Genomic DNA, 22,203 nt, shown 5'->3' with positions numbered 1-22,203 from the left:
AAATTTAAAATCGGAGAAATCAGTTGGAATTTTTATACGAATACGGTTTGTTTTTTGCCAAAACAGTTACCTTTGTTATCGCGGTAGGACTTATTTTAATGATGCTTGTTGGCGCTGCTGTAAAGCCAAAAGCAAAAAAGGGTGAAATACAAATTGATGATGTATCGGCTCAGCTGAGTGAGCTTAAAGAAGATTTTTTACAAAATACATTAAGTAAAAAAGAACTTAAAGTGCACGATAAAGAGCGTAAAGCGCTCGACAAAAAGTCAGAAAAAGAAGGTGTAAAACCTCGCCTTTATATTATTGATTTTATTGGGAGTATGGATGCTCATGAAGTTGAGAGTTTAAGAGAAGAAATTACAGCAATCATTTCAATTGCAGAACCTAAGAAAGATAAAGTCCTAATTCGCTTGGAAAGTGGCGGCGGGGTAGTACATGGTTATGGGCTTGCTGCATCGCAATTGCAGCGCATTAAATCGGCAGGAATACCGCTGAGTGTGTCTATCGATAAAGTAGCAGCAAGTGGTGGTTACATGATGGCTTGTGTTGCTGATGAAATACTAGCAGCGCCTTTTGCTATAGTTGGGTCTATTGGCGTAATAGCGCAAATTCCAAATTTTAATAAAATTTTGAAAAAAAATGATGTTGAGTTTGAACAAATTACTGCAGGTGAGTTTAAACGAACTTTAACTCTTTTTGGTGAGAACACAGACAAAGCACGTGAAAAGTTTCGTGATGAAATAGAACAAACGCATGACTTATTTAAAACCTTTGTTAGTTCACAGCGTCCGAGTTTAGATATAGACCAAGTTGCAACGGGTGAGCATTGGTTTGCAACACAAGCAATAGACAAAGGCCTAGTTGACGTTATTAAAACAAGTGACGATGCATTACTTGAACAGCAATACGAACGTCAAATTTATAAGGTTAAGTACAAAGTAAAAAAAGGACTAAGCGATAAATTTGCGCTTGGGCTAAGTAGTGGCGTAAATAAGATAGGGTTAAACTTAATATCCAAGTTTAAATCGCTAAATCCGTAGATGTTCGTACAAAAATGTTAAGCATAAAAAACCCTGATAATTATCAGGGTTTTTTTACACCATAAAATGCATGGTAATTAGTCAATTGACTTATGGTAATCTTCTAAATCTTTTGCGGCATTAGGGTCGTTAAATATAGTTTCATCTAACTCACCTTCGCTTTTAGCAACTGCACAGGTAACCATACAATCGCCTGTAACATTGACAGCGGTGCGAGTCATATCTAACAGTCTATCTACACCAATAATTATGGCAATGCCCTCTACCGGCAAGCCCACTTGATTAAGCACCATCGCAAGCATTATTAAACCAACCCCAGGTACACCTGCCGTACCGACGGACGCAAGTGTGGCTGTTAAAATTACCATTAAGTAATCAGACACCGTTAAATCAACGGCAAAAACTTGTGCAATAAATACCGTAGCCACACCCTGCATGATTGCAGTGCCGTCCATATTAATGGTTGCACCTAGCGGAATAGTAAATGAAGCTACAGAATTACTGGCACCTAACTTTTTAGTTGCTGTTTCAAGTGTTATTGGCATGGTTGCGCTAGAGCTTGATGTACTAAAGGCAAATAAACACGTGTGTTTCATTTTTGCTAAGAAAGTAGCAGGGTTTAAGCCGGTAAGGAGTTTTAATAACAAGGTGTAGTTTACAAAGGCATGAAACAATAGCGCTAATACAACAACACCAAAGTATTTAGCTAAACTTACAATCAAATTAAGTTCAATGGTAGTAAATAGTTTGGCCATTAAAAAGAACACACCGTAAGGGGCAATGTTCATTAGTAACGTTACTAACTTTAAGATAACGGTGTTCAAATCTTCAAAAACAGCTGCAACACGTTTACCTGCTGAGCCACTTAAAGCCATAGCAATACCAAATAGCAATGCAAACACAATTACTTGCAACATGTTACCTTTTGCCATCGCTTCAAAAGGATTAGTAGGAAACATATCAATAATAACGCGCGCAAGGGTTGGGGCTTCTTTTGCATCGTAACTTGCCTGAGATGGCAAGCCAATGCCTTCACCTGGGTTAAATAATAAGGCAAGAGTCATAGCCACGGTTATGGCTATCGCTGTTGTAATCAAATACAGCCCAATTGATTTACCACCTAAACGGCCTAATTTTTTTGGGTCGCTTAAGCTGCAGGTTCCACATACCAACGACACAAAAACAAGAGGAACAACGAGCATTTTAAGGCTAGCAATAAATATTTGACCGCCGACATGAAAAATACCGTCAACAAAAAATGCTTTAATTGGCAAAGAGAATAACCCAAGAGGGATTAGATAATCGTCTTGACCAGCTAAGATTGCTTGAAATATAAAACCAACTGTAACACCGAGCACCATACCAATCATGATGCGAGTAGTTAAACTTAACGTACCGATTTTTGACATACACCGAATCTACTTTTTATAAATTTGCCATAGACTACCAGTAAGAAATTATTTACTACAGAAAAAATTAGTATTTACACGAAATATTTTTGTACAAAAAAGTAATAAAAAAACTGTGATTTTAGACTAAGTTATAGGTTAATATGAGGTAAACAACATATTGTTAATAATAACAACGCTAGGGAGAGGTTCATGCCTTTAATGCGACTACTTGGCATTTCATTGCTCAGTTTATTACTCACAGCCTGTGGTGGCGGTGGATCAATTGAAAAAAGCGGTACAGTTGGTGGCACTGATACAGACACAGATACAACAACCTATACATTAACGCTTCAAGGGTTCTCTCAAGCAGACGCAACGCAATCAAATACTGTCACAAATACTGCGTCGTTAGATTTACGTGCAACCCTAAAAGACAATGATGGCGCTGTTGTTGCTGGCAAACGTATCACGTTCACGTTGGCCGATGATATTGGGGGCTTAAACCCTGATTCAGCGCTGACGCAAAATGATGGTATAGCAACAATCGAATTAAGTGCAGGCTCAGAGGCGGGGGCTGGTGAAGTTACTGCCACATATAATGGCGATGATGAAACTTATACAGCCACATTTGCATTTCAGTCAACGGGTGGTCAAGGTGACGACACTGGCGTGAGTGGTTCAACAACATTAGAAGTCAAAATTGTTGATCAAAATGGTGAAAAATTCACCAGTGCAAACCCAGTCACGGCAGATAACACCGGTGTTGTTGTTGCAACGCTAAAATCAGATGGTGTAGCAGTTGCAGATAAGCTTATTTCCTTTGGCACTAATTTTACAGGTGTTATAACGCCTGAGCTTGGCACTGCAATCACAGATGATTCGGGTGAAGCACGCGTAACATTAGGTAGTGGTGTAGCAACAGGTGCAGGCCAAGTTGTAGCTAGTTATGCTCCTGCAAGTGGTACAAACGTAAGTAATACAGCTGTTTTTTACTCATCGGGTGATGGGGCTGCGCAAGATGAAGCGCAATTTTCAGTTTCCATAAAACTACTTACAGGTTGTAATGCGGATTGGGATGATAACCGCAGCAATGTTAAATTAGATCCGTTATCTGTAGCGTCTGGTTGTACTGTAACCAACAGCATTTCATCTTCTGAATTGGGTGAATTATTTGTTGAGGTCACTAACGAGCAAAGTGGCGAAGGCAGTAAAAACGCGCTTGTAAATATTGAAACTAATTTGGGTACAATCCTGCCATCTTCGGGTACTGCTTTAACTGATAACTTTGGTATTGCACTGTTAAAACTTCAGCCAGGTAATACCGGTGGGGCAGGAACCGTTACGGCAACAGCTCTAGATGAAAGTGCATCTTTAAATTTTGCAGTAGGTATTGCAAACTTAACGCTTAGCGTTGATAACGGATTGAATACCAATGATGACGGGAGTGTAATACCACTTAAAGCAGGTGGTAGTACTGTAATTGAAGTAACGCTTACAGACGAAAACGGAAACTTATATTTAACGGCTACTGACGTTGAATTTAGCTCTACCTGTGCAGTTGCCGGTGAGTCTGTTATTGATGACAGCGTAAAATCGTCAAATGGTATTGCTACAGCAACTTACAGAGCAACAGGTTGTAACATTGACGATGATGTAACAATTACTGTTGAAACAGGCGGACAAAACTTTACTGAATCAACGGTTATTCCAGTAGAAAGCTCTGCAGTACAATCTATTCAATTTGTAGATGTAAGCGAGACATTTATAGCATTACCACCGGGTGAAGGTGGTTTACCAACGCAATCAATCGTTACGTTTAAATTAGTTGACGCTGATAATATAGCGTCTTCTCAGCAACGAATAGATTTTAAATTAACTGATTCAGTGGGCGCTGCAAATTTAACGCTTACCAGTGGCAATACCGATAATGAAGGGCTAGTTCAAACGACTGTAACCTCAGGCATTGTACCGGGGCCTTTAGTTGTTAAAGCGTGTTATGTATCTAAAGACGATGTTAAAGCACTGCCCGAAGGTGATGATTTAACGTGTTGGGTTGATGACTTTGAATTGTGTCAAACTGATCCTGGCAATGAAATTTGCCCTGAAGGTACATTAAATTTAATCCCACTTTCTGAACAAATTAGCTCTGTTTCTGCACAGCTTACGCTTGCTTCAGGTGTGACTGATCAAAACAGCTTTGATTTAAGCCCAACTACATTTAATACTAATTCACTTTACTACAACGGTATTATCACTGATTTAACTGTATTTTTTGGTGATCAGTTTAATAATTACAACGGCGATGGTGTAGAGGCAACGGTTCTTTCAGAGGCTGGGGTAGTTGGTTCGTCAAGTAACGAAGAGACATGTAAAACAAATGACGCTACTTGTGTCGTCACGTGGCGCTCACAAGGCGACCGCCCATTTGAAGATTACAAATGGGGTAACAGAATCGGTGAAATTGATGGCAATGCGTCGACAACTGAAGGTATTAACCCTAAAACAGGCCAAATTAACTGTGACCCATACTTTGGTGCAGCTGCACCGTGTATTAATGGTATTACACGCGCTAAAAATGACGAAAACGGCGTAGTAATGGGCGGGCGTGTAAGTGTGCTTGCAGTTACCAAAGGCCAAGAGAACTTTGTAGATGAACAATCATCTGATGGCGTAAAACGCACGAATGGCTTATTCGATATAGGTGAATACTACGCAAGTTATGATTTACCTGAAGCCTTTATTGACCACAATGAAAACAATAGCTTTGATAAAGCGGATTGTAGCGATGCTCGCGGCGATGATTACGATCCAGTAACAGATGCTTGTTCAGAGTTAAACTCGCGTGGTGGTCATAACGAAACGTGGCGTGATTTAGACAATGACGGAATTTACGATGCCGCTGACGGCCTTTACAATGGTTTATTATGTAGTGAAGCTGCAAATGCAGCCGGTGAATGTTCGCGCGAGTTGGTTGAGGTTCGTAAAAACATTGAATTAGTTATGTCAGGTGATGAACCCTACGTACGTTTCTCTGTTGTTAAAACGGATGCATTACCAGCGCCATTTGAAGTGTTTGTGCCCGCTGATTGTTCAAGTTCAGTCTCTGGTAACAGAACATTTGTAGAATTAGAAGAGTCGGATGTATCTGAGCGTTGTGATGTTGGTGCTATCGACTTATCAGTTAATAATGTCGAAATCGCTAATCCTGATTTCGATCCTAATGATCCTGACGAAACAGACCCTGAAACACTCACTGTAGACATTGGTTTAACTTCAATGGCTGTGCGTATTCACTATACAGATGAATTTGGTAATCCATTACCTGCAAACACAGTGGTATCTTTAACGACGAGTAATGGCGATCTTTCTATCATTCGTCATAGTGAAACAATACCGAATACCAATACAGATAAGCCTATGTACTCGGACGTATTAATTTCGCGAGAGACAGACGGTAACGACCAAACAAGCGGTGTTTTAACCATCACGTTTGAATTTGAAAACCAATTAGGGGCTAGTAAAACCGTTTCGACAGGCATCACTATTTTTGATGATGTTTAAGTTATTGAAAAAAAATGCCAACCTTTAGGTTGGCATTTTTCTTTGTGTTCTATATATTCCACAGCAATTATTCTAAAAACACCAGTTTGTCTAAATTAGCAACAAAAATTGTTCGTTTATTCAGTAAATACTGAAAAGTTTGTATTAAAAGCTTGTAACAACTAGTGTTTGTAGATATACCTATAAATATTCGCACCGCTAATGCGGTAAACACATTTTCAATATTTGGTTAGAAATAGGCAACTATGGGCAAATCGCTAGTAATTGTAGAGTCACCTGCTAAGGCTAAAACAATTAATAAATACTTAGGTAATGACTTTATCGTAAAGTCCAGTATTGGGCATGTACGAGACTTACCTACCTCAGGTTCGAGCAAAGCAAAAGTGCCGGCAACTAAAACGCCAGCAGAAGTGCGTAAAATGCCACCGGATGAGAAAGCAGCGTATAAACAGCAACGAGATTACACTAACTTAGTTGCACGTATGGGGATTGATCCTGAAAAAGGCTGGCAGCCTCATTACGAAATCTTACCGGGTAAAGAAAAGGTTGTTCAAGAATTACAAAAGCTGGCAGAAAAAGCAGACCAAATATACCTCGCAACGGATTTGGATAGAGAAGGGGAAGCAATTGCTTGGCACCTTCAAGAAATCATCGGTGGTGAGCCAGAAAAATACAAACGCGTTGTTTTTAACGAAATTACTAAAAATGCCATCCAACAAGCGTTTGAAACACCAGGTGAGCTAAATACTGACATGGTATTTGCTCAGCAAACACGTCGTTTTTTAGACCGTGTTGTTGGCTTTATGGTATCGCCGCTTTTATGGGCTAAAGTAGCGCGTGGATTATCGGCAGGGCGAGTGCAGTCAGTTGCAGTGCGATTACTCGTAGAACGAGAGCGTGAAATTAAAGCGTTTATCCCAGAAGAGTTTTGGGATATTCATGCAGATGTTACAAATACTGAGTCAGCATTACGTTTAGAAGTCACTAAACAAGCAGACAAGCCGTTTAAGCCTGTAAACGAAGCACAAATCAAAGAGGCAGTAAAAAGCCTTGAGAATGCCGAATACAAAGTTGTTAACGTTGAAGAAAAACCAAGCAAAAGTCGCCCAAGTGCACCTTTAATCACATCAACAATGCAACAAGCCGCCAGTACACGTTTAGGTTATGGTGTTAAAAAGACCATGATGCTAGCCCAGCGATTGTATGAAGGTGGTTATATTACTTATATGCGTACCGATTCAACTAACTTATCGAAAGATGCGGTTGAAATGTGTCGTGAATACGTGACAGAACAATTTGGTGCAAAGTATTTACCAAAAGAGCCAATTAACTACAGCTCAAAAGGAAACGCCCAAGAAGCGCATGAAGCTATTCGTCCTTCAAGCGTTACCGTGTTGTCTGGACACCTAGAGGGTGTAGATGCCGATGCTAAAAAACTTTACGAGTTAATATGGCGTCAATTTGTAGCGTGTCAAATGGTGCCTGCAGAGTACGATTTAACAACCTTAACTGTTGCGGCTAATGATTTTCAACTTAAAGCTAAAGGGCGTGTACTTCGTTTTGATGGTTGGACTAAAGTACAACCCGCTGTTCGTAAAAAGAACGAAGAAGATCAATCACTTCCTGCTGTTACTATGGGCGAAACATTGACACTTGTCGAACTTGTTCCTAAGCAACACTTTACTAAACCGCCAGCGCGCTTTAGCGAAGCAAGTTTAGTTAAAGAGCTAGAAAAACGAGGAATAGGTCGTCCTTCTACATATGCCTCAATTATTTCTACAATCCAAGACCGTGGCTATGTACGCGTAGAAAACCGTCGTTTCTTTGCTGAAAAAATGGGGGAGATTGTTACTGACCGTCTAGTTGAAAATTTTACCGACTTAATGAACTTCGACTTCACGGCAAAAATGGAAGGCCGTTTAGATGACATAGCTGAAGGTGAACGTGTTTGGACGCAAGTCCTTGATAAGTTTTACGCTGACTTTTCAACACAATTAACCATTGCAAAAGACGAACCAGAACAAGGTGGCATGCGTCTTAATGAAATGGTTGAAACTGATATAGAGTGCCCTACATGTAGCCGTAAAATGGGTATTCGAACAGCATCAACGGGGGTGTTTTTAGGGTGTACGGGTTATAACCTACCACCTAAAGAACGTTGCACAACTACTATGAATTTAGTGTCGGGCGATGAAGCGGTAGCCGCTGACGTTGAAGACGAAGAAACAGAAAAATTAATGCAAATGAAGCGCTGTCCCGTTTGTGAAACAGCGATGGATTCGTATTTAATTGATGAGACCCGCAAGTTACATGTATGTGGTAACAATCCGGCATGTAAAGGGCATATTGTTGAGCAAGGCACGTTTAAGATTAAAGGTTATGACGGTCCAATTATTGAGTGTGATAAATGTGGCTCAGACATGGAACTTAAATCTGGACGTTTTGGTAAGTACTTTGGCTGTAATAACGAAGAGTGTAAAAATACACGTAAGTTACTAAAAAATGGTGAAGCTGCTCCGCCTAAAGAAGATCCAGTTCATATTCCTGAATTAGAATGTGAAAAATCTGAAGCTTATTTTGTATTACGTGATGGTGCGGCGGGTATATTTTTAGCTGCGAATACATTCCCTAAATCGCGTGAAACTCGAGCCCCTAAGGTTGAAGAGTTAAAACGTTTTAGAGACCGTATATCCCCTAAATTTTACTATTTAGCTGACGCGCCAGCCAAAGATCCTGATGGTAATCTTGCTGTTGTACGCTACAGCCGTAAAAACAAAGCGCAGTATGTTATGACTGAAATTGACGGTAAAGCAACTGGTTGGACCGCTCATTATGAAGCAGGTAAATGGGTAGAGGAAGCTAAGAAAAAAGCGGCACCTAAAAAGAAAGCAGCTGCTAAAAAAGCTCCAGCTAAAGCAAAATCTAAAGCAAAAAAAGATGAAGAGTAACTAAAGCTAAGTAGTAACACTTTATCGATAAAAAAACCGGAATGCACAGCCTGTGTCTATTCCGGTTTTTTTATGCTCAGTAATTGTGTTCGCAACGGCTTTTTGGCTGTTCAATCAACTAAGCATAGCTAATCTTAAATTACAGTTTTGAGTCAGCGTTAAATCTTTACAGACGTTACTTTTTGATAGCCTTCAGATTCAAGCTCATCATTTACACAATTTAAAACATACGCGTAAAGGTCTTCATTCATTACATCGTCGTCTTTAGCCCAGTTAACGCACATCTCAGTGTACTCTTTTACCATTTGTGCTGATGGTACTGGTGTGTCGTCTGCTACTGAGTATGTTGCATATACTGCAAATAGTGACGCTGTAAGTGATGCAAGTAATGCTTTTTTCATTCGTTTATTCCTAAAAAAATGGTTTCATAACGGTTATTGTCGCTATAAAACAAACGTGCCCAAGCAGAACGCTTCTGTTGGTATGCTGAATTTAATCGAATTTTAAATAAAAGATAACGAAAAATATTTATCGTAAAGATAAGTTTATTTATAGGCCGTTTTTTATAATTATTTGTATAAGCTTAATTAATACGTTAATGTCGCCTTTTTTAATATATAGAATAACAAATGACACCTAACACGCCCGATACACCTAAAAAAAGCATTCAATCAACCAATAAAATAGAGCATGCATTGGAGTCGTTTATTTTTAAAGGACGTTGGTTGCTAGCGCCTTTTTTTGTTGGACTTTTGTTTGCGGTTATTTTGTTATTGATTAAATTTTTTAAGCAACTGTATTTAATGGGGATTGCTACTTTTACAGCATCAAACCAAGATTTACTGGTAGGTATATTGACGCTAGTTGATACAGCGTTACTCGCAGGCCTTTTGTTGATTATTATTTTCAGTGGATACGAAAATTTTGTATCTAAGCTGGGCATAGATAATCACGAAGATAAGCCATCTTGGATGGGCAAAGTAGGGTTTTCAGGGCTTAAAATGAAGCTGATCAGCGCAATTGTTGCAATATCAGCTGTTGAACTCTTAAAAGTGTTTATAAATTCAGAGGCACATTCAAACGACGAGCTACTCTGGAAAGTAATAATCCACGTTACTTTTGTGATGTCGGGCGTGTTGTTTGCATTTACTGACTACCTTAATAGTAAAACCCACAATCATTAATTTACCTACAAAAAAGCCCATGTCATTACATGGGCTTTTTGTTTTCACTAATTAGTGGTTAGTATCAATTAGCACGTTGCGTAATAGCATGCATACGGCGCTAATAGTAATTGCTCGTTCTCTATGTGGCCTTTGTGATGACTAAGCTCACCAAACTCTGTAGAGATAACAGTTGGCAGCGATAAGGCTGCTTCAGCGCCACTTAAATTAAAAACACATAACATCTTTTCATTTTCGAATGTTCTGTAAAAAGCAAGAACAGGCTCATGTGTGTTAATAAATTCAATATCACCTTCAAGTAACACGGGCTTTGTTTTTCGCCATGCCATAAACTCACGATAAGCATTTAAAATAGAATTACTATCAAGAGTTTGCTGTTTTACTGATTGCTGCTTATGCTGCTCGTCTACTGGCAGCCATGGCTTAGTTTCGCTAAAGCCTGCATGTTGTAAACTTGCATTATCCCATGGCATAGGCGTTCTACAACCATCACGGCCTTTAAAGTTAGGCCAAAAGGTTATTCCATAAGGGTCTTGCAGATCTTCAAAGGCTACGCTTGCTTCGCCTAAGCCTAATTCTTCACCCTGGTACATACACACACTACCGCGTAAAGATGCGAGTAGGGCGGTGAGCATTTTACATTGCTGTGAATTAATTTCGCCATTTTGGCTCCAACGGCTTGCTACACGTTCAACATCGTGATTACTAAATGCCCAACATGGCCAGCCTTCTGTCATCCCTTTTTCAAGGGTTTGCACCGTTGTTCTTATATACTCACTTGAATAATCGTTAGTTAAAAGTTCAAAGCTATAACCCATATGCAGCTTATCACCGCCTTGTGTGTACTCTGCCATCGTGGCTAAAGAGTCCTCTGACGAAATTTCACCTAGTGATACAGTGCCAGGGTATTTATTAAGTAACGCACGAATATCTTGCATAAACTCAATATTTTCAGGTTGGGTATTATTGTAGTAGTGGTATTGAAATGCGTAAGGGTTGTCTTCACTGAAACCACGGCCTTGGCGTTTTTCTTTTGGTTTAGCAGGGTTATCACGAAGCTGCGCATCATGATAACAAAAGTTAATGGCATCGAGTCTAAAACCATCAACACCTTTTTTAAGCCAAAACTCAACGTTATCTAGCACTGCTTTTCTAACATCTGGGTTATGAAAATTTAAATCGGGTTGTTCAGTTAAAAAGTTATGAAGGTAGTATTGCCCTCTGCGTGGTTCCCATTGCCACGCACCGCCGCCAAAAATTGACAACCAGTTATTTGGTGCTGTGCCGTCTTCTTTAGAGTCAGCCCACACATACCAATCGGCTTTATCGTTATTTTGGTTTTCACGGCTGTCTAAAAACCATTGATGTTGATCTGACGTGTGGCTTAAAACCTGATCGATAATAATTTTAATATCGCGGTCGTGTGCTTGCTCAATAAGCTCGTCGAAGTCGTTTAAATTGCCAAATAAAGGATCAATATCACGGTAGTCACTAATATCGTAACCAAAATCTTTCATAGGAGATTTAAAAAATGGCGAAATCCAAATTGCATCAACACCTAAGCTCTTAATATAATCAATACGATTAATTATTCCTCTTAAATCACCAATACCGTCGTTGTTGCTATCTTGAAAGCTACGCGGGTAAACTTGATAAATAACCGCACCTTTATACCACTGCTTTTGGGCCATGCTTTTCTCCGTCATTCCAAACAGTTTTTTAAATTCTTATATGTGATTATGATGAATCACGTTATTTTCAAAAAGCATACGTGAAGGCCGAGATACTGTAAAAAGACTGCATACGTATGCACAAAAATAAGCATGTTTGAGTTACTTCAAAAAATAGATATTTAGTGTCAATTAAGCGTTATAACTAAATTAAACCTGTTTACCAATTGCGTTTAATAAAAAAGAAACATGGCATAGCACCTCGCCAGTGCATATTTTTACTGGATTGCACTATAATAGTGATTGTATGTAATGGTCTTACCAATTTCACATTCATATCTATTAATTAAATTTAGCTTATGGTGCATGGTTAAAATTTATTTCTTAATAATTACAGGCTGTTAAAGCACGTTAAAATCATTAGGCTATTTTGCATAATTGTAATATTTGGATGGAATTGGTTGCACCAATAAATACCATTTAAAACAGTGTGTTACCAAGTGTTATGTGAAGTTTATGTTAATTTATAATGGTTTTATAAGGCTTGAATACGTATGCATAAACTTGTTAATAAAATAAACCAAGCGTTAATATCCATCCTGACAACAAAATAAGCTCGCCTCGGTTTACTATCACTAAACAATTGAGCGGGTATCACAATATGGGTAACGGGAAAACATCATGTCTATGTTCAAACCAAGTATATTAACTCTGGCGTTAGCTGCTGCTGGCATCACTAGTTTTGCAGCAACTGCAGCTGAAGAAAAACAATTAAACAATGATGACGTGGAAGTTATCGAAGTTAAAGGTTTTCGTGGCAGTGTTGTTGAATCTATCAACACAAAACGCTTTTCTACACAGGTTGTAGAATCTATCTCTGCAGAAGATATAGGTAAACTACCTGACTCATCAATTGCTGAATCTATTGCACGTTTACCTGGTTTAACAGCGCAGCGTTTAGACGGTCGCGCAAGCAGAGTATCAATTCGTGGTTTTGGTGAAAACGAAAGTGGTACTACATTTAACGGCCGTGAACAGGTATCTATTAGCGATAACCGTGGCGTAGAGTTTGACCTTTACCCATCAGAAATAATGAGCGGTGTAACCGTATATAAAACACCCAGTGCTAGTTTAGATGCTGATGGTATTGCGGGTGTTATTAACATGCAAACAGTTCGACCTTTGAGTAAAGGCCAACGTGTAATCATGTTTAACGGCCAACTTGAGCAAACTGGTTTTGGTAAACTTAATCCAGACGGTGATGATCAAGGTTACCGTGGTACATTCTCATACATTGACCAATTTGCAGATGACACGATTGGTGTTGCGTTTGCTCTAAACACAATGAGTTCACCAAACCAAGAAAAGCGCTGGAACTCATGGGGCTACCCAGAGTTTACTGCTGAAGATGGTCAGTCATATTCTATTTTAGGTGGCGCTAAGCCTTACGTACGTTCTTCAACGCTTGAGCGTGACTCAGCTATGCTTGTATTAGAAGCGGCTCCTACGGATAAACTAAATATGACGTTTGATGCGTTGTATGTAGATTTTACAGATGAGCAAATTTTACGCGGTATTGAAGTTCCTTTCGCTTGGGGGCAAGGTAGTATTGATGCAAGCAGTGCTACAGTAGATGCAGAAAGTGGATTTATAACAAGTGCTGTAACACAAGGCCAACGAGTAGTAGTACGTAATGATTACCAAGAGCGTGATGCTGAATTAACTGCATTTGGTTTTAATACTAAATACGATATTGACGATTCTTGGTCAGTAGAGTTTGACGCAAGTTACTCGCAAGTTGACCGTAAAATTTGGAGTATAGAAAGCTACTCAGGTACAGGGCGTGGTGATTCTCGCGGTGTTGCAGATAACCTAGGCTATGCCTTTAATGGCGGCAATACTGGCGCTACTTTTTCACATGACTTAGATTACAGCGATTATGATTTAATCCAATTAGGTGGTCCGCTTTCGTGGGGCGCAAGCTCTGCACTAAACGATGCATATGGATTAACGGGTACTGAGTATGAAAACCAAGCGCAAGATGGATTTATCAACGCACCTACCATTGAAGATGAACTTGTAACTCTTAAACTAGCAGCCTCTAAAGTATTAGAAAACGAATATTTTAGCTCAATTGAATTTGGCTTAGGTTATAAAGAACGTGAAAAGTCTAAATTTTCGCAAGGTTACTTTTTAACCTTGACTGATTTTTCTCTTGAAAATCCAGGTATGGTTAGTGTGCCTGAGCAATACCGTTTAGGCAGTGTTGGTTTAGACTTTATTGGGCTGGGCGACATGATTGCCTACGATGTAAATGGCTTAGTTAACGATGGTTACTATGAAACACTTGATGAAAGCTTAACTAGCTCTAGTCATGCTACTAAATCATGGACAGTAAAAGAAGAAATCACATCAGCATTTGTACAAGCTAATATCAATGCAGAAGTAAATGGTCTTCCATTAACGGGTAATGTGGGTGTACGTTACGTTCATACAGATCAATCGTCTCAAGGTAATGCTTTTGGTGTGGATAATAATACTGGCTTAGTCATTACTTCACCTACAGATATTGGTCACGATTATTCTCACGTTTTACCAAGCTTAAATTTATCACTTGCGATTGATGAGCAACAAACAGTACGTTTTGGCGCAGCTAAAACAATCTCACGGGCGCGCATCGATGTAATGAACGCCTCTGTTAATGCATCATATAATGATACACCGGATGAAAACGGTAACTTTTGGTCTGTATCGGGTGGTAACCCTAATTTAGAGCCAAAAGAGGCAACCGGTTACGATTTATCTTATGAAAACTACTTCAGTGATGAAGGTTACTTCTCTGCTGCATTCTTTTATAAAGATTTAACACAGTGGATTTTTGACGGTACTTACGCAATTGATATGTCGGGTGTTGCAGATCCATCTAATGGAGAAATTCCTGCAACTTCAGAGGGCACAGGTAGTGGTAAAGTCAATGGCGGCGGCGGTGACCTATACGGTTACGAGTTATCACTAGCGCTACCATTTAAAATCTTCCACCCGTCACTTGAAGGCTTTGGTTTAATTGCAAGCCATACAGGTATTGAATCTGATATTGAAGATGGAAATGGCAATGAGTACGAACTTCCGGGTCTTTCAGATAAAATTCAAAGTTTAACGGTTTACTACGAGATGCATGGTATTCAATTGCGTACCAGCATGCGTAAGCGAAGTGACTTCAAAGGTGATGTATACGGTTTAGGCTTTAATACAGAGCAAGTGAATATTATCGGCGAAACAATTTGGGATGTACAAGCTGGGTATGACTTCTCTGAAGCCGGTGTTGAAAGTCTTGAGGGTTTATCAATTCAGTTCCAAGTGCAAAACTTAACAGAAGAGCCGTTTACATCGCTTTCTGGCGATAACGCGCTACAAGTTCGCGATTACCAAGATTACGGTCGTACTTACTTGTTAGGCTTTAGCTACAAGCTATAATTAAGGTTGTGTGTAGGAGCCCTTGTAATTTGTTTTACAAGGGCTTTTTTATAGCTACTTTATCTAAATTTTATCAAAATATGATTTATACCAATCAAACCATTAAGTGCTATGTTGAGTTGGTATTAACACGTGGGCAATACTATGAAACCAATAAAAAACGTTGTTATTGCGGGTGGTGGAACCGCTGGTTGGATAGCCGCAGCGCTACTTAATAAAGTGTTAGGTAAAGTAATTAACATCACGCTTATAGAGTCCAGTAGCATTGGCACAATAGGCGTCGGTGAAGCGACCATTCCGCCTATTATTCAGCTTAACAATGCGTTGGGTATTAATGAACAAGACTTTATAAACGCCACCAATGCTTCTATAAAACTTGGCATCGAGTTCGAAAACTGGAAAACACCATCTCACAGTTACATGCATGCATTTGGCTCGTTTGGTAAAGATTTTCCCTTTTGTGATTTTTATAACTTTTGGGTAAAAGGGCAAATAAGTGGCAGTGAAGATTCGTTATGGGATTTTTCACTTAATTACCAAGCCGCTAAAAAGCACAAATTTGCACCACTTAAATCTATTCCAAATACACAACTGCCTAGGCTTAGCTACGCTTTTCATTTTGATGCGACTCTATATGCTGAGTACTTAAAAAAATTGGCGTCATCACGCGGTGTAAAACACATTGATGCAAAAATTGACCATATTACGCAATGCCCTAACACAGGCCAAATTAACAGTCTAACGCTTGATAATAATAGCCAAATTGAGGGTGATTTATTTATAGATTGTACGGGGCAACGTGCACTTTTAATTGAGCAAACACTTAATACAGGCTTTGTTGATTGGTCGCATTATTTACCATGCGATAGCGCCGTAGCAGTGCAATCAACAGGAAGTGATGAATTAAGGCCTTATACACGTTCTATTGCACATAACGCAGGTTGGCAGTGGCAAATACCTTTGCAAAATAGAACAGGTAATGGGTTGGTTTATTGCAGCCGCTATTTATCTGACGAGTCAGCTATCGCGCTTTTACTCAACAACTTACCGGGTGAACCGACTACATCCCCTCGTTTAATAAAATTTAAAACTGGACGACGTTTAAAGCAATGGCATAAAAACGTCGTAGCAGTGGGCCTTTCTAGTGGTTTTTTAGAACCGCTGGAGTCCACTAGTATTCATTTAATTCAAAGTGCGGTTATACGTTTAATTAAGTTATTTCCTCACAATGGCGTTAGTGATGCGCTTGTTACTGAATTTAATAAGCAAAGTGTGACTGAAATAGAGCATATTCGCGACTTCATTATTTTGCACTACAAGTTAACCGAACGAGAAGATACTCCATTTTGGCGCCAGTGTAAGCAAATGGATATTCCTCAATCGTTAGCTCATAAAATGGATTTATTTAGGCAAACAGGCAAGGTGGTTCGAGAAAGCGACGAGCTATTTGCAGAAGTGGCTTGGCAGCAGGTATGCATTGGGCAAGGCCTTATTCCCGATGATTACAACAGCATTGTTGACTCACTAAGTAGTGAACAACTAAACGATTTATTCTCTACATTAAAAACACTGATTAATTCAACGGTAGAACAATTACCCACCCATAAAGAATTTTTAGCCAATATAAAAAGGGTTTAATGATGCGATTTTTAAGTACACTATTTCTTACAACAGCGTGTGCTTTTTCATGCTCAACCTATGCACTTGACGTTGAACCTACTAATTGGTGGGTAGGCATGAATAAAAACACGATTACCATCATGGTTCATGAGCAAAACATTGCAAACGAGCAAATTAAGTTAGCTAAATATAATGGTGTTAAATTAAATAAAGTAACGCGCACAGATAACCCAAATTATGTATTTCTAAATATTAGCATTACCGATGAAGCTCAACCGGGAACGCTTCAATTTAATAGCTGCGAAGCGAGCCAAAGTTTCGAATTTCCACTACTTGCACGTGATAAAAACAGTGTAAAGCGCCAAGGCTTTACGTCTAACGATACCCTTTATTTAATCAACCCAGATCGCTTTGCTAATGGTGATGAGCAAAACGATACTGTTCCTAGCATGTTAGAAGCCGCAAATCCTAGTACCAAGGGCGGACGCCACGGGGGGGATATACAAGGTGTTATAAACGCATTACCGTATTTAAACGATTTAGGTGTTACTCAGCTTTGGTTAACGCCAGTACTTGAAAACAACATGCCAGATTATTCTTACCATGGTTATGCAATTACTGACTTTTATAAAGTTGACCCGCGTATGGGCTCAAATCAGTTATATAAAACGCTATCTGCAAAAGCAAAAGAGCAAGGCATAGGCCTTGTAATGGATATGGTACTCAACCATTTTGGCTCAGAGCATACCTGGGTTAAAGATAAGCCTACCAAAGATTGGATTAACTTTAATGGTGAATTTAACAATGGTAAAAACGCCACAAGCCATGCACGCCAAACTATACAAGACCCACACGCCAGTGAGTACGACAAGCGCCAGTTTAACGATGGCTGGTTTGTAGAAACCATGCCTGATTTAAATCAGCGCCAACCACTGTTAAGTGAATATTTAATTCAAAACGCTATTTGGTGGATTGAATACGCGGATTTAAGCGGTATTCGAGTTGATACCTACTCTTACTCAGATAAAGCATTTTTGAGCGATTGGACAAAAGCCATTATACAAGAATACCCAGATTTTAATATTGTAGGAGAGGAGTGGACCTCTAACCCTGCAATTGCCTCTTATTGGCAACGTGGTAAAAATAATCAAGATGGGTATACATCAAGCCTACCAAGCGTGATGGACTTTTCGTTGCAAGAGTCGGTAATTCAAGCGCTCAATGAAGATGAAAGCTGGAACACGGGCTGGGTTAAAGTCTATGAGTCGTTGGCGAATGACTTTTTATACCCTGATACCAATAACATTATGGTGTTTGCTGATAACCACGATATGAGCCGTGTATACACCGAGCTTGGACAAGATGTTGCAAAAACTAAAATGGCCATGACGCTATTTTTAACCACGCGCGGTATTGCACAAATGTATTACGGTACGGAGGTTTTACTAGATAACACCCCAAGTAAAGATCATGGTGATATTAGAATAGATTTCCCGGGTGGGTTTAAAGGCCAAACGAGTAATGCATTTACAGGTAAAGGGCTTACCTCGCAGCAAAAAGACATGCACAAAACAATTAGCACCCTGCTTAACTTTAGAAAAAGCAGCACTGCGCTAGATAAAGGCAAGTTAGTGCACTTTACGCCACAACAAGGTGTGTATAGTTATGCGCGTATTAGCGACGAGCAAACTGTGTTGGTATTTTTGAATAAAAACACAAAAGAGCTCGTTAAGAATATTGAGTATATGCAGGAAGTAATACCAAAAAATACTAAAGCGCATAACTTATTCACCAACAAAACACAATTACTAGGTGATACAGTGGCTTTACCGGCAATGAGTGCCACCGTTTTAGTAATAAATGTACCACAATAGTTTGCCTGAATACGTATGCAGCAACTGTATGGTTGCTGCACTAATCATTAGTATTAAGTGATACGCACTGACAAAAGACACACAATGAAAAAATCAGTTTATGCACCTGCAATTTTATGTAGCGCACTTTTAATTAGTAGCTGCTCAGAAAGTAATAAAGATGAGCAACCCCAAGTCACACAGAGTAAAGCTAATGAGCTAGCTAAGCCTGTTGTATATCAAGTTTTCACTCGTTTATTTGGTAATACGCAAACCGCCAATGTGCCATGGGGCAGCAAAGAGCAAAACGGCGTGGGCAAATTTGCCGACTTTAACAACGCTGCGCTTAAGGGTATTAAAGAACTAGGTACCACGCACGTTTGGTATACGGGTGTATTGCATCACGCATTAGTGGGTGATTATACGCAGTTCGGCATTTCTAAAGACGATCCTGATGTTGTAAAAGGGCGCGCTGGCTCACCTTATGCAATTAAAGACTACTACGACGTAACCCCCGATTTAGCGATTAACGTCACTAACCGAATGGGCGAATTTAGTGAGCTTATTGAACGCACACATAATCATGGAATGAAGGTCATTATTGATATAGTACCTAACCATGTGGCGCGTAACTACGAATCGCTGGGTAAGCCAAAAGGTGTTAAAGACTTCGGTGAAGAAGATGACACCAGCAAAGAGTACGATAAAAATAATAATTTTTACTATGTACCAGGAAAGTCTTTTCAAGTACCTACAGATGTTAATTACCAAGTTCTAGGTGGCAATGCTCATCCACTTGCGGACGGCTTTTTTGAAGAAAACCCAGCAAAATGGACAGGTAATGGTGCAAGAGCGCCAAAACCCGACATAAATGATTGGTACGAAACCGTAAAAGTTAATTACGGTGTTAAACCAAATGGCAGTTACGACTTTCCAACATTACCAAAAACTATAGCGACGCAAGATTATCGTGCTCATTATGAATTTTGGCAAGATAAAGAGCTTCCTAACAGCTGGTATAAATTTAGAGACATTGCACTTTTTTGGCTCGACAAAGGCGTTGATGGCTTTAGATACGACATGGCCGAAATGGTACCGGTTGAATTTTGGAGCTTTTTAAATTCATCAATAAAAATGCAAAAGCCAGACGCCTTTTTATTGGCTGAAGTATACAACCCGAAAATGTATCGTGCTTATATTCATCAAGGTAAAATGGATTTCCTTTACGATAAAGTCGGCTTTTACGATACGTTAAAGGCCATTATGCAAGTCAAGCAGCCAGCAAACACTATTTTTGATGCGCATAAAACCGTTGCCGATATAGAGCAACACATGCTGCATTTTTTAGAAAACCATGACGAGCAACGCATTGCCAGCCCAGACTTTGCAGGAAATGCAGCGTGGGGTAAACCCGCTATGGTGGTATCTAACTTAGTTAGTCGCGCGCCAAGCTTATTATATTTTGGCCAAGATGTGGGTGAAGATGGTTCTGAAAATGCTGGATTTGGTTCGCCAACGCGCACCAGTATTTTTGATTATATAGGTGTTCCAGCTCATCAAGCATGGATGAATAAGGGTCAGTTTGATGGTGCAAAACTTACTAACGAACAAGCTGCATTGCGTGAATACTACAAAGCAATTATGGCTTTAAATACTTTACCTGCTGTTGTGGGCGGCGATATGCAAGAGCTTACTATTACAGGCAGCGATCGTATTGTTGGGTTTAGCCGAGCGCTTGGGCAGCAAACAATTTTGGTACTCAGTAACTTTAGTGAGCAAACACAGAGTATCTCTGTTGATCTATCTAGGGAGCAAGTAACAAAACTGGGTGAAAGCTCACTACTTGTTGATTTACTTGAGCAACACCAAGTGGCACTTAAAACAAACTCGCAAGGCGCCACATTTAACCTGACACTTGAAGCATTTAGCAGCGCAGTATTAACAAATAAGGCTAATAATGAATAATCAAAATAATAATAGTGACAAGCCAAATTTAAGCTTTTGGCAAATATGGAATATGTGCTTTGGCTTTTTGGGCATACAGTTTGGTTTTGCCCTGCAAAACGGTAACGTGAGCCGTATATTTCAAACATTAGGCGCCCAAGTAGATGATATACCCATTTTATGGGTTGCAGCACCGCTTACCGGTTTAATTGTACAGCCAATTATTGGTTATTGGAGCGATAAAACTTGGGGCCGATTTGGCCGCCGTCGTCCGTTCTTTTTTGTAGGGGCTGTGTTAACAACGCTTTCGTTGTTTATCATGCCGCACTCGCCAACACTTTGGATTGCTGCAGGTATGTTATGGATCATGGATGCGTCGATTAACGTGACCATGGAACCTTTCAGAGCGCTGGTTGGTGATAACCTACCAGAAAAACAACGTGCAACAGGCTATGGTTTTCAAAGCTTTTTTATTGGCATTGGAGCGGTATTAGCCTCAGCATTACCGTGGATGATGACCAACTGGTTTGATGTTAGTAATACTGCAGCAGCAGGGCAAATTCCCGAGTCAGTCAAATATTCATTTTACTGGGGCGGGGTGGTTTTATTAGTTGCTGTTCTATGGACTGTGGCACGCACCAAGGAATATAGCCCAGAACAACTTGCTGAATTTGAAAAGCAAACAGCGAAGTCTACCACTGCAATTATTGCTGATATTAACTTCAACAAAGGCGCCATTATTTTTGTGGTGTTAGGTTTAGCAACTCTTGCATTAGTAATGGGGTTATCGCTTGAAAAAGAGCTTTACCTACTTGCTGGTGGTTTACTAGCGTTTGGGGTTGTGCAGTGGATTGCAGCAGCGCTTAAAAGTGCTAATAAAACCCAAGGTGGTTTTTACCAAGTAGTGCAAGATGTATTTACAATGCCAGAGGCTATGAAGCAGCTTGCATGGGTGCAGTTTTTTAGCTGGTTTACGTTATTTGCCATGTGGATTTACACCACTGCCGCGGTGACTAGCTTTCACTATGGTAGTAGCGATGCAACTTCTAAAGCATTTAACGATGGTGCAGATTGGGTGGGTATTTTATTTGCCGCTTACAATGGTTTTGCTGCTATTGCCGCTATGTGTATTCCGTTTTTAGTTAAAAAAATGGGTCTAAAAGGCGCGCATTGTTTTAATTTATTACTGGGCGCATTAGGCCTTGGCAGCTTTATGTTTATTCAAGATCCTAAAATGTTACTTATACCTATGATTGGTGTGGGCTTTGCGTGGGCCTCTATTCTATCGCTACCATATGCCATGTTAAGTAACGCCTTACCAAGTAATAAAATGGGCGTTTACATGGGCATTTTTAACTTCTTTATTGTTATCCCGCAATTGCTAGCAGCCAGTATTTTAGGGCTTATTTTACGTCACGCATTTTCAAATCAGCCTATTTACGCATTACTAATTGGCGCAGCCTCATTTGTCGTTGCCGCTGTAGCCGTAATGCGCGTTAAAAATTCTAATTAAGGACA

Annotated in this window: 12 protein-coding genes; 9 read left to right on the top strand and 3 right to left on the bottom strand. The window is 39.7% G+C overall.

Annotated elements, in window-relative coordinates:
- Positions 1–23 precede the first annotated feature (23 nt).
- Complete coding sequence (gene sohB / locus CWB62_RS02930; RefSeq protein WP_138530072.1) at positions 24–1,040, top strand: protease SohB; 1,017 nt, start codon at positions 24–26, stop codon at positions 1,038–1,040.
- Between the two features lie 77 nt (positions 1,041–1,117).
- Here the strand turns inward: sohB and CWB62_RS02925 are convergent, their stop codons facing one another.
- Positions 1,118–2,449 carry a dicarboxylate/amino acid:cation symporter gene (locus tag CWB62_RS02925; RefSeq protein ID WP_010557477.1) on the bottom strand — a complete coding sequence of 444 codons (1,332 nt, stop codon included), beginning with the start codon at positions 2,447–2,449 and terminating at the stop codon, positions 1,118–1,120.
- Between the two features lie 192 nt (positions 2,450–2,641).
- On the opposite strand from CWB62_RS02925, the gene CWB62_RS02920 reads away from it, so the two are divergent.
- Complete coding sequence (locus CWB62_RS02920) at positions 2,642–5,992, top strand: autotransporter outer membrane beta-barrel domain-containing protein (RefSeq protein ID WP_138530074.1); 3,351 nt, start codon at positions 2,642–2,644, stop codon at positions 5,990–5,992.
- 245 nt (positions 5,993–6,237) lie between these two features.
- The gene (gene topA / locus CWB62_RS02915; RefSeq protein WP_138530076.1) at positions 6,238–8,940 is read left to right on the top strand and encodes a type I DNA topoisomerase; all 2,703 of its coding nucleotides are present in this window, start codon (positions 6,238–6,240) and stop codon (positions 8,938–8,940) included.
- A 158-nt stretch (positions 8,941–9,098) separates the two neighbouring features.
- Here topA and CWB62_RS02910 read toward each other — a convergent pair whose 3' ends face one another.
- Entirely contained in the window at positions 9,099–9,341 is a 243-nt protein-coding gene (locus tag CWB62_RS02910) for a hypothetical protein (protein WP_138530078.1), read from the bottom strand.
- 228 nt (positions 9,342–9,569) lie between these two features.
- Between CWB62_RS02910 and CWB62_RS02905 the strand changes: the two genes are divergently transcribed.
- Positions 9,570–10,124 (top strand): TIGR00645 family protein, encoded by a 555-nt coding sequence (locus CWB62_RS02905; protein ID WP_058404447.1) that lies wholly within the window; start codon positions 9,570–9,572, stop codon positions 10,122–10,124.
- 68 nt (positions 10,125–10,192) lie between these two features.
- Here CWB62_RS02905 and CWB62_RS02900 read toward each other — a convergent pair whose 3' ends face one another.
- On the bottom strand, positions 10,193–11,815 hold the full coding sequence (locus CWB62_RS02900; RefSeq protein WP_058404448.1) for an alpha-glucosidase family protein: 1,623 nt from the start codon (positions 11,813–11,815) through the stop codon (positions 10,193–10,195).
- Between the two features lie 660 nt (positions 11,816–12,475).
- On the opposite strand from CWB62_RS02900, the gene CWB62_RS02895 reads away from it, so the two are divergent.
- From CWB62_RS02895 to CWB62_RS02875, 5 genes are all read left to right on the top strand, one after another.
- On the top strand, positions 12,476–15,268 hold the full coding sequence (locus CWB62_RS02895) for a TonB-dependent receptor (protein ID WP_058404449.1): 2,793 nt from the start codon (positions 12,476–12,478) through the stop codon (positions 15,266–15,268).
- 144 nt (positions 15,269–15,412) lie between these two features.
- Entirely contained in the window at positions 15,413–16,906 is a 1,494-nt protein-coding gene (locus CWB62_RS02890) for a tryptophan halogenase family protein (protein ID WP_138530080.1), read from the top strand.
- Between the two features lie 2 nt (positions 16,907–16,908).
- Positions 16,909–18,762 (top strand): glycoside hydrolase family 13 protein, encoded by a 1,854-nt coding sequence (locus CWB62_RS02885; RefSeq protein WP_502704950.1) that lies wholly within the window; start codon positions 16,909–16,911, stop codon positions 18,760–18,762.
- A gap of 84 nt (positions 18,763–18,846) precedes the next feature.
- On the top strand, positions 18,847–20,706 hold the full coding sequence (locus CWB62_RS02880; protein WP_138530084.1) for an alpha-amylase family glycosyl hydrolase: 1,860 nt from the start codon (positions 18,847–18,849) through the stop codon (positions 20,704–20,706).
- Positions 20,699–22,198, top strand: coding sequence for an MFS transporter (locus CWB62_RS02875; RefSeq protein WP_138530086.1), 1,500 nt, complete (start codon positions 20,699–20,701; stop codon positions 22,196–22,198). The genes CWB62_RS02880 and CWB62_RS02875 overlap by 8 nt, the downstream gene beginning before the upstream one ends.
- The last annotated feature ends 5 nt before the right edge of the window (positions 22,199–22,203 follow it).

It is taken from the genome of Pseudoalteromonas sp. S408 (genome assembly GCF_005886645.1).
Classification (GTDB): domain Bacteria; phylum Pseudomonadota; class Gammaproteobacteria; order Enterobacterales; family Alteromonadaceae; genus Pseudoalteromonas.
Note: the sequence above shows the minus strand (reverse complement) of the source record. Positions and strands in the feature narration are given on the sequence as shown.

Coding starts and splice junctions, on each gene's coding strand:
- CWB62_RS02925 (WP_010557477.1), bottom strand. CDS start 2,449: ATGTCAAAAATCGGTACGTTAAGTTTAACTACTCGCATCATGATTGGT.
- CWB62_RS02920 (WP_138530074.1), top strand. CDS start 2,642: ATGCCTTTAATGCGACTACTTGGCATTTCATTGCTCAGTTTATTACTC.
- topA (WP_138530076.1), top strand. CDS start 6,238: ATGGGCAAATCGCTAGTAATTGTAGAGTCACCTGCTAAGGCTAAAACA.
- CWB62_RS02910 (WP_138530078.1), bottom strand. CDS start 9,341: ATGAAAAAAGCATTACTTGCATCACTTACAGCGTCACTATTTGCAGTA.
- CWB62_RS02905 (WP_058404447.1), top strand. CDS start 9,570: ATGACACCTAACACGCCCGATACACCTAAAAAAAGCATTCAATCAACC.
- CWB62_RS02900 (WP_058404448.1), bottom strand. CDS start 11,815: ATGGCCCAAAAGCAGTGGTATAAAGGTGCGGTTATTTATCAAGTTTAC.
- CWB62_RS02895 (WP_058404449.1), top strand. CDS start 12,476: ATGTCTATGTTCAAACCAAGTATATTAACTCTGGCGTTAGCTGCTGCT.
- CWB62_RS02890 (WP_138530080.1), top strand. CDS start 15,413: ATGAAACCAATAAAAAACGTTGTTATTGCGGGTGGTGGAACCGCTGGT.
- CWB62_RS02885 (WP_502704950.1), top strand. CDS start 16,909: ATGCGATTTTTAAGTACACTATTTCTTACAACAGCGTGTGCTTTTTCA.
- CWB62_RS02880 (WP_138530084.1), top strand. CDS start 18,847: ATGAAAAAATCAGTTTATGCACCTGCAATTTTATGTAGCGCACTTTTA.
- CWB62_RS02875 (WP_138530086.1), top strand. CDS start 20,699: ATGAATAATCAAAATAATAATAGTGACAAGCCAAATTTAAGCTTTTGG.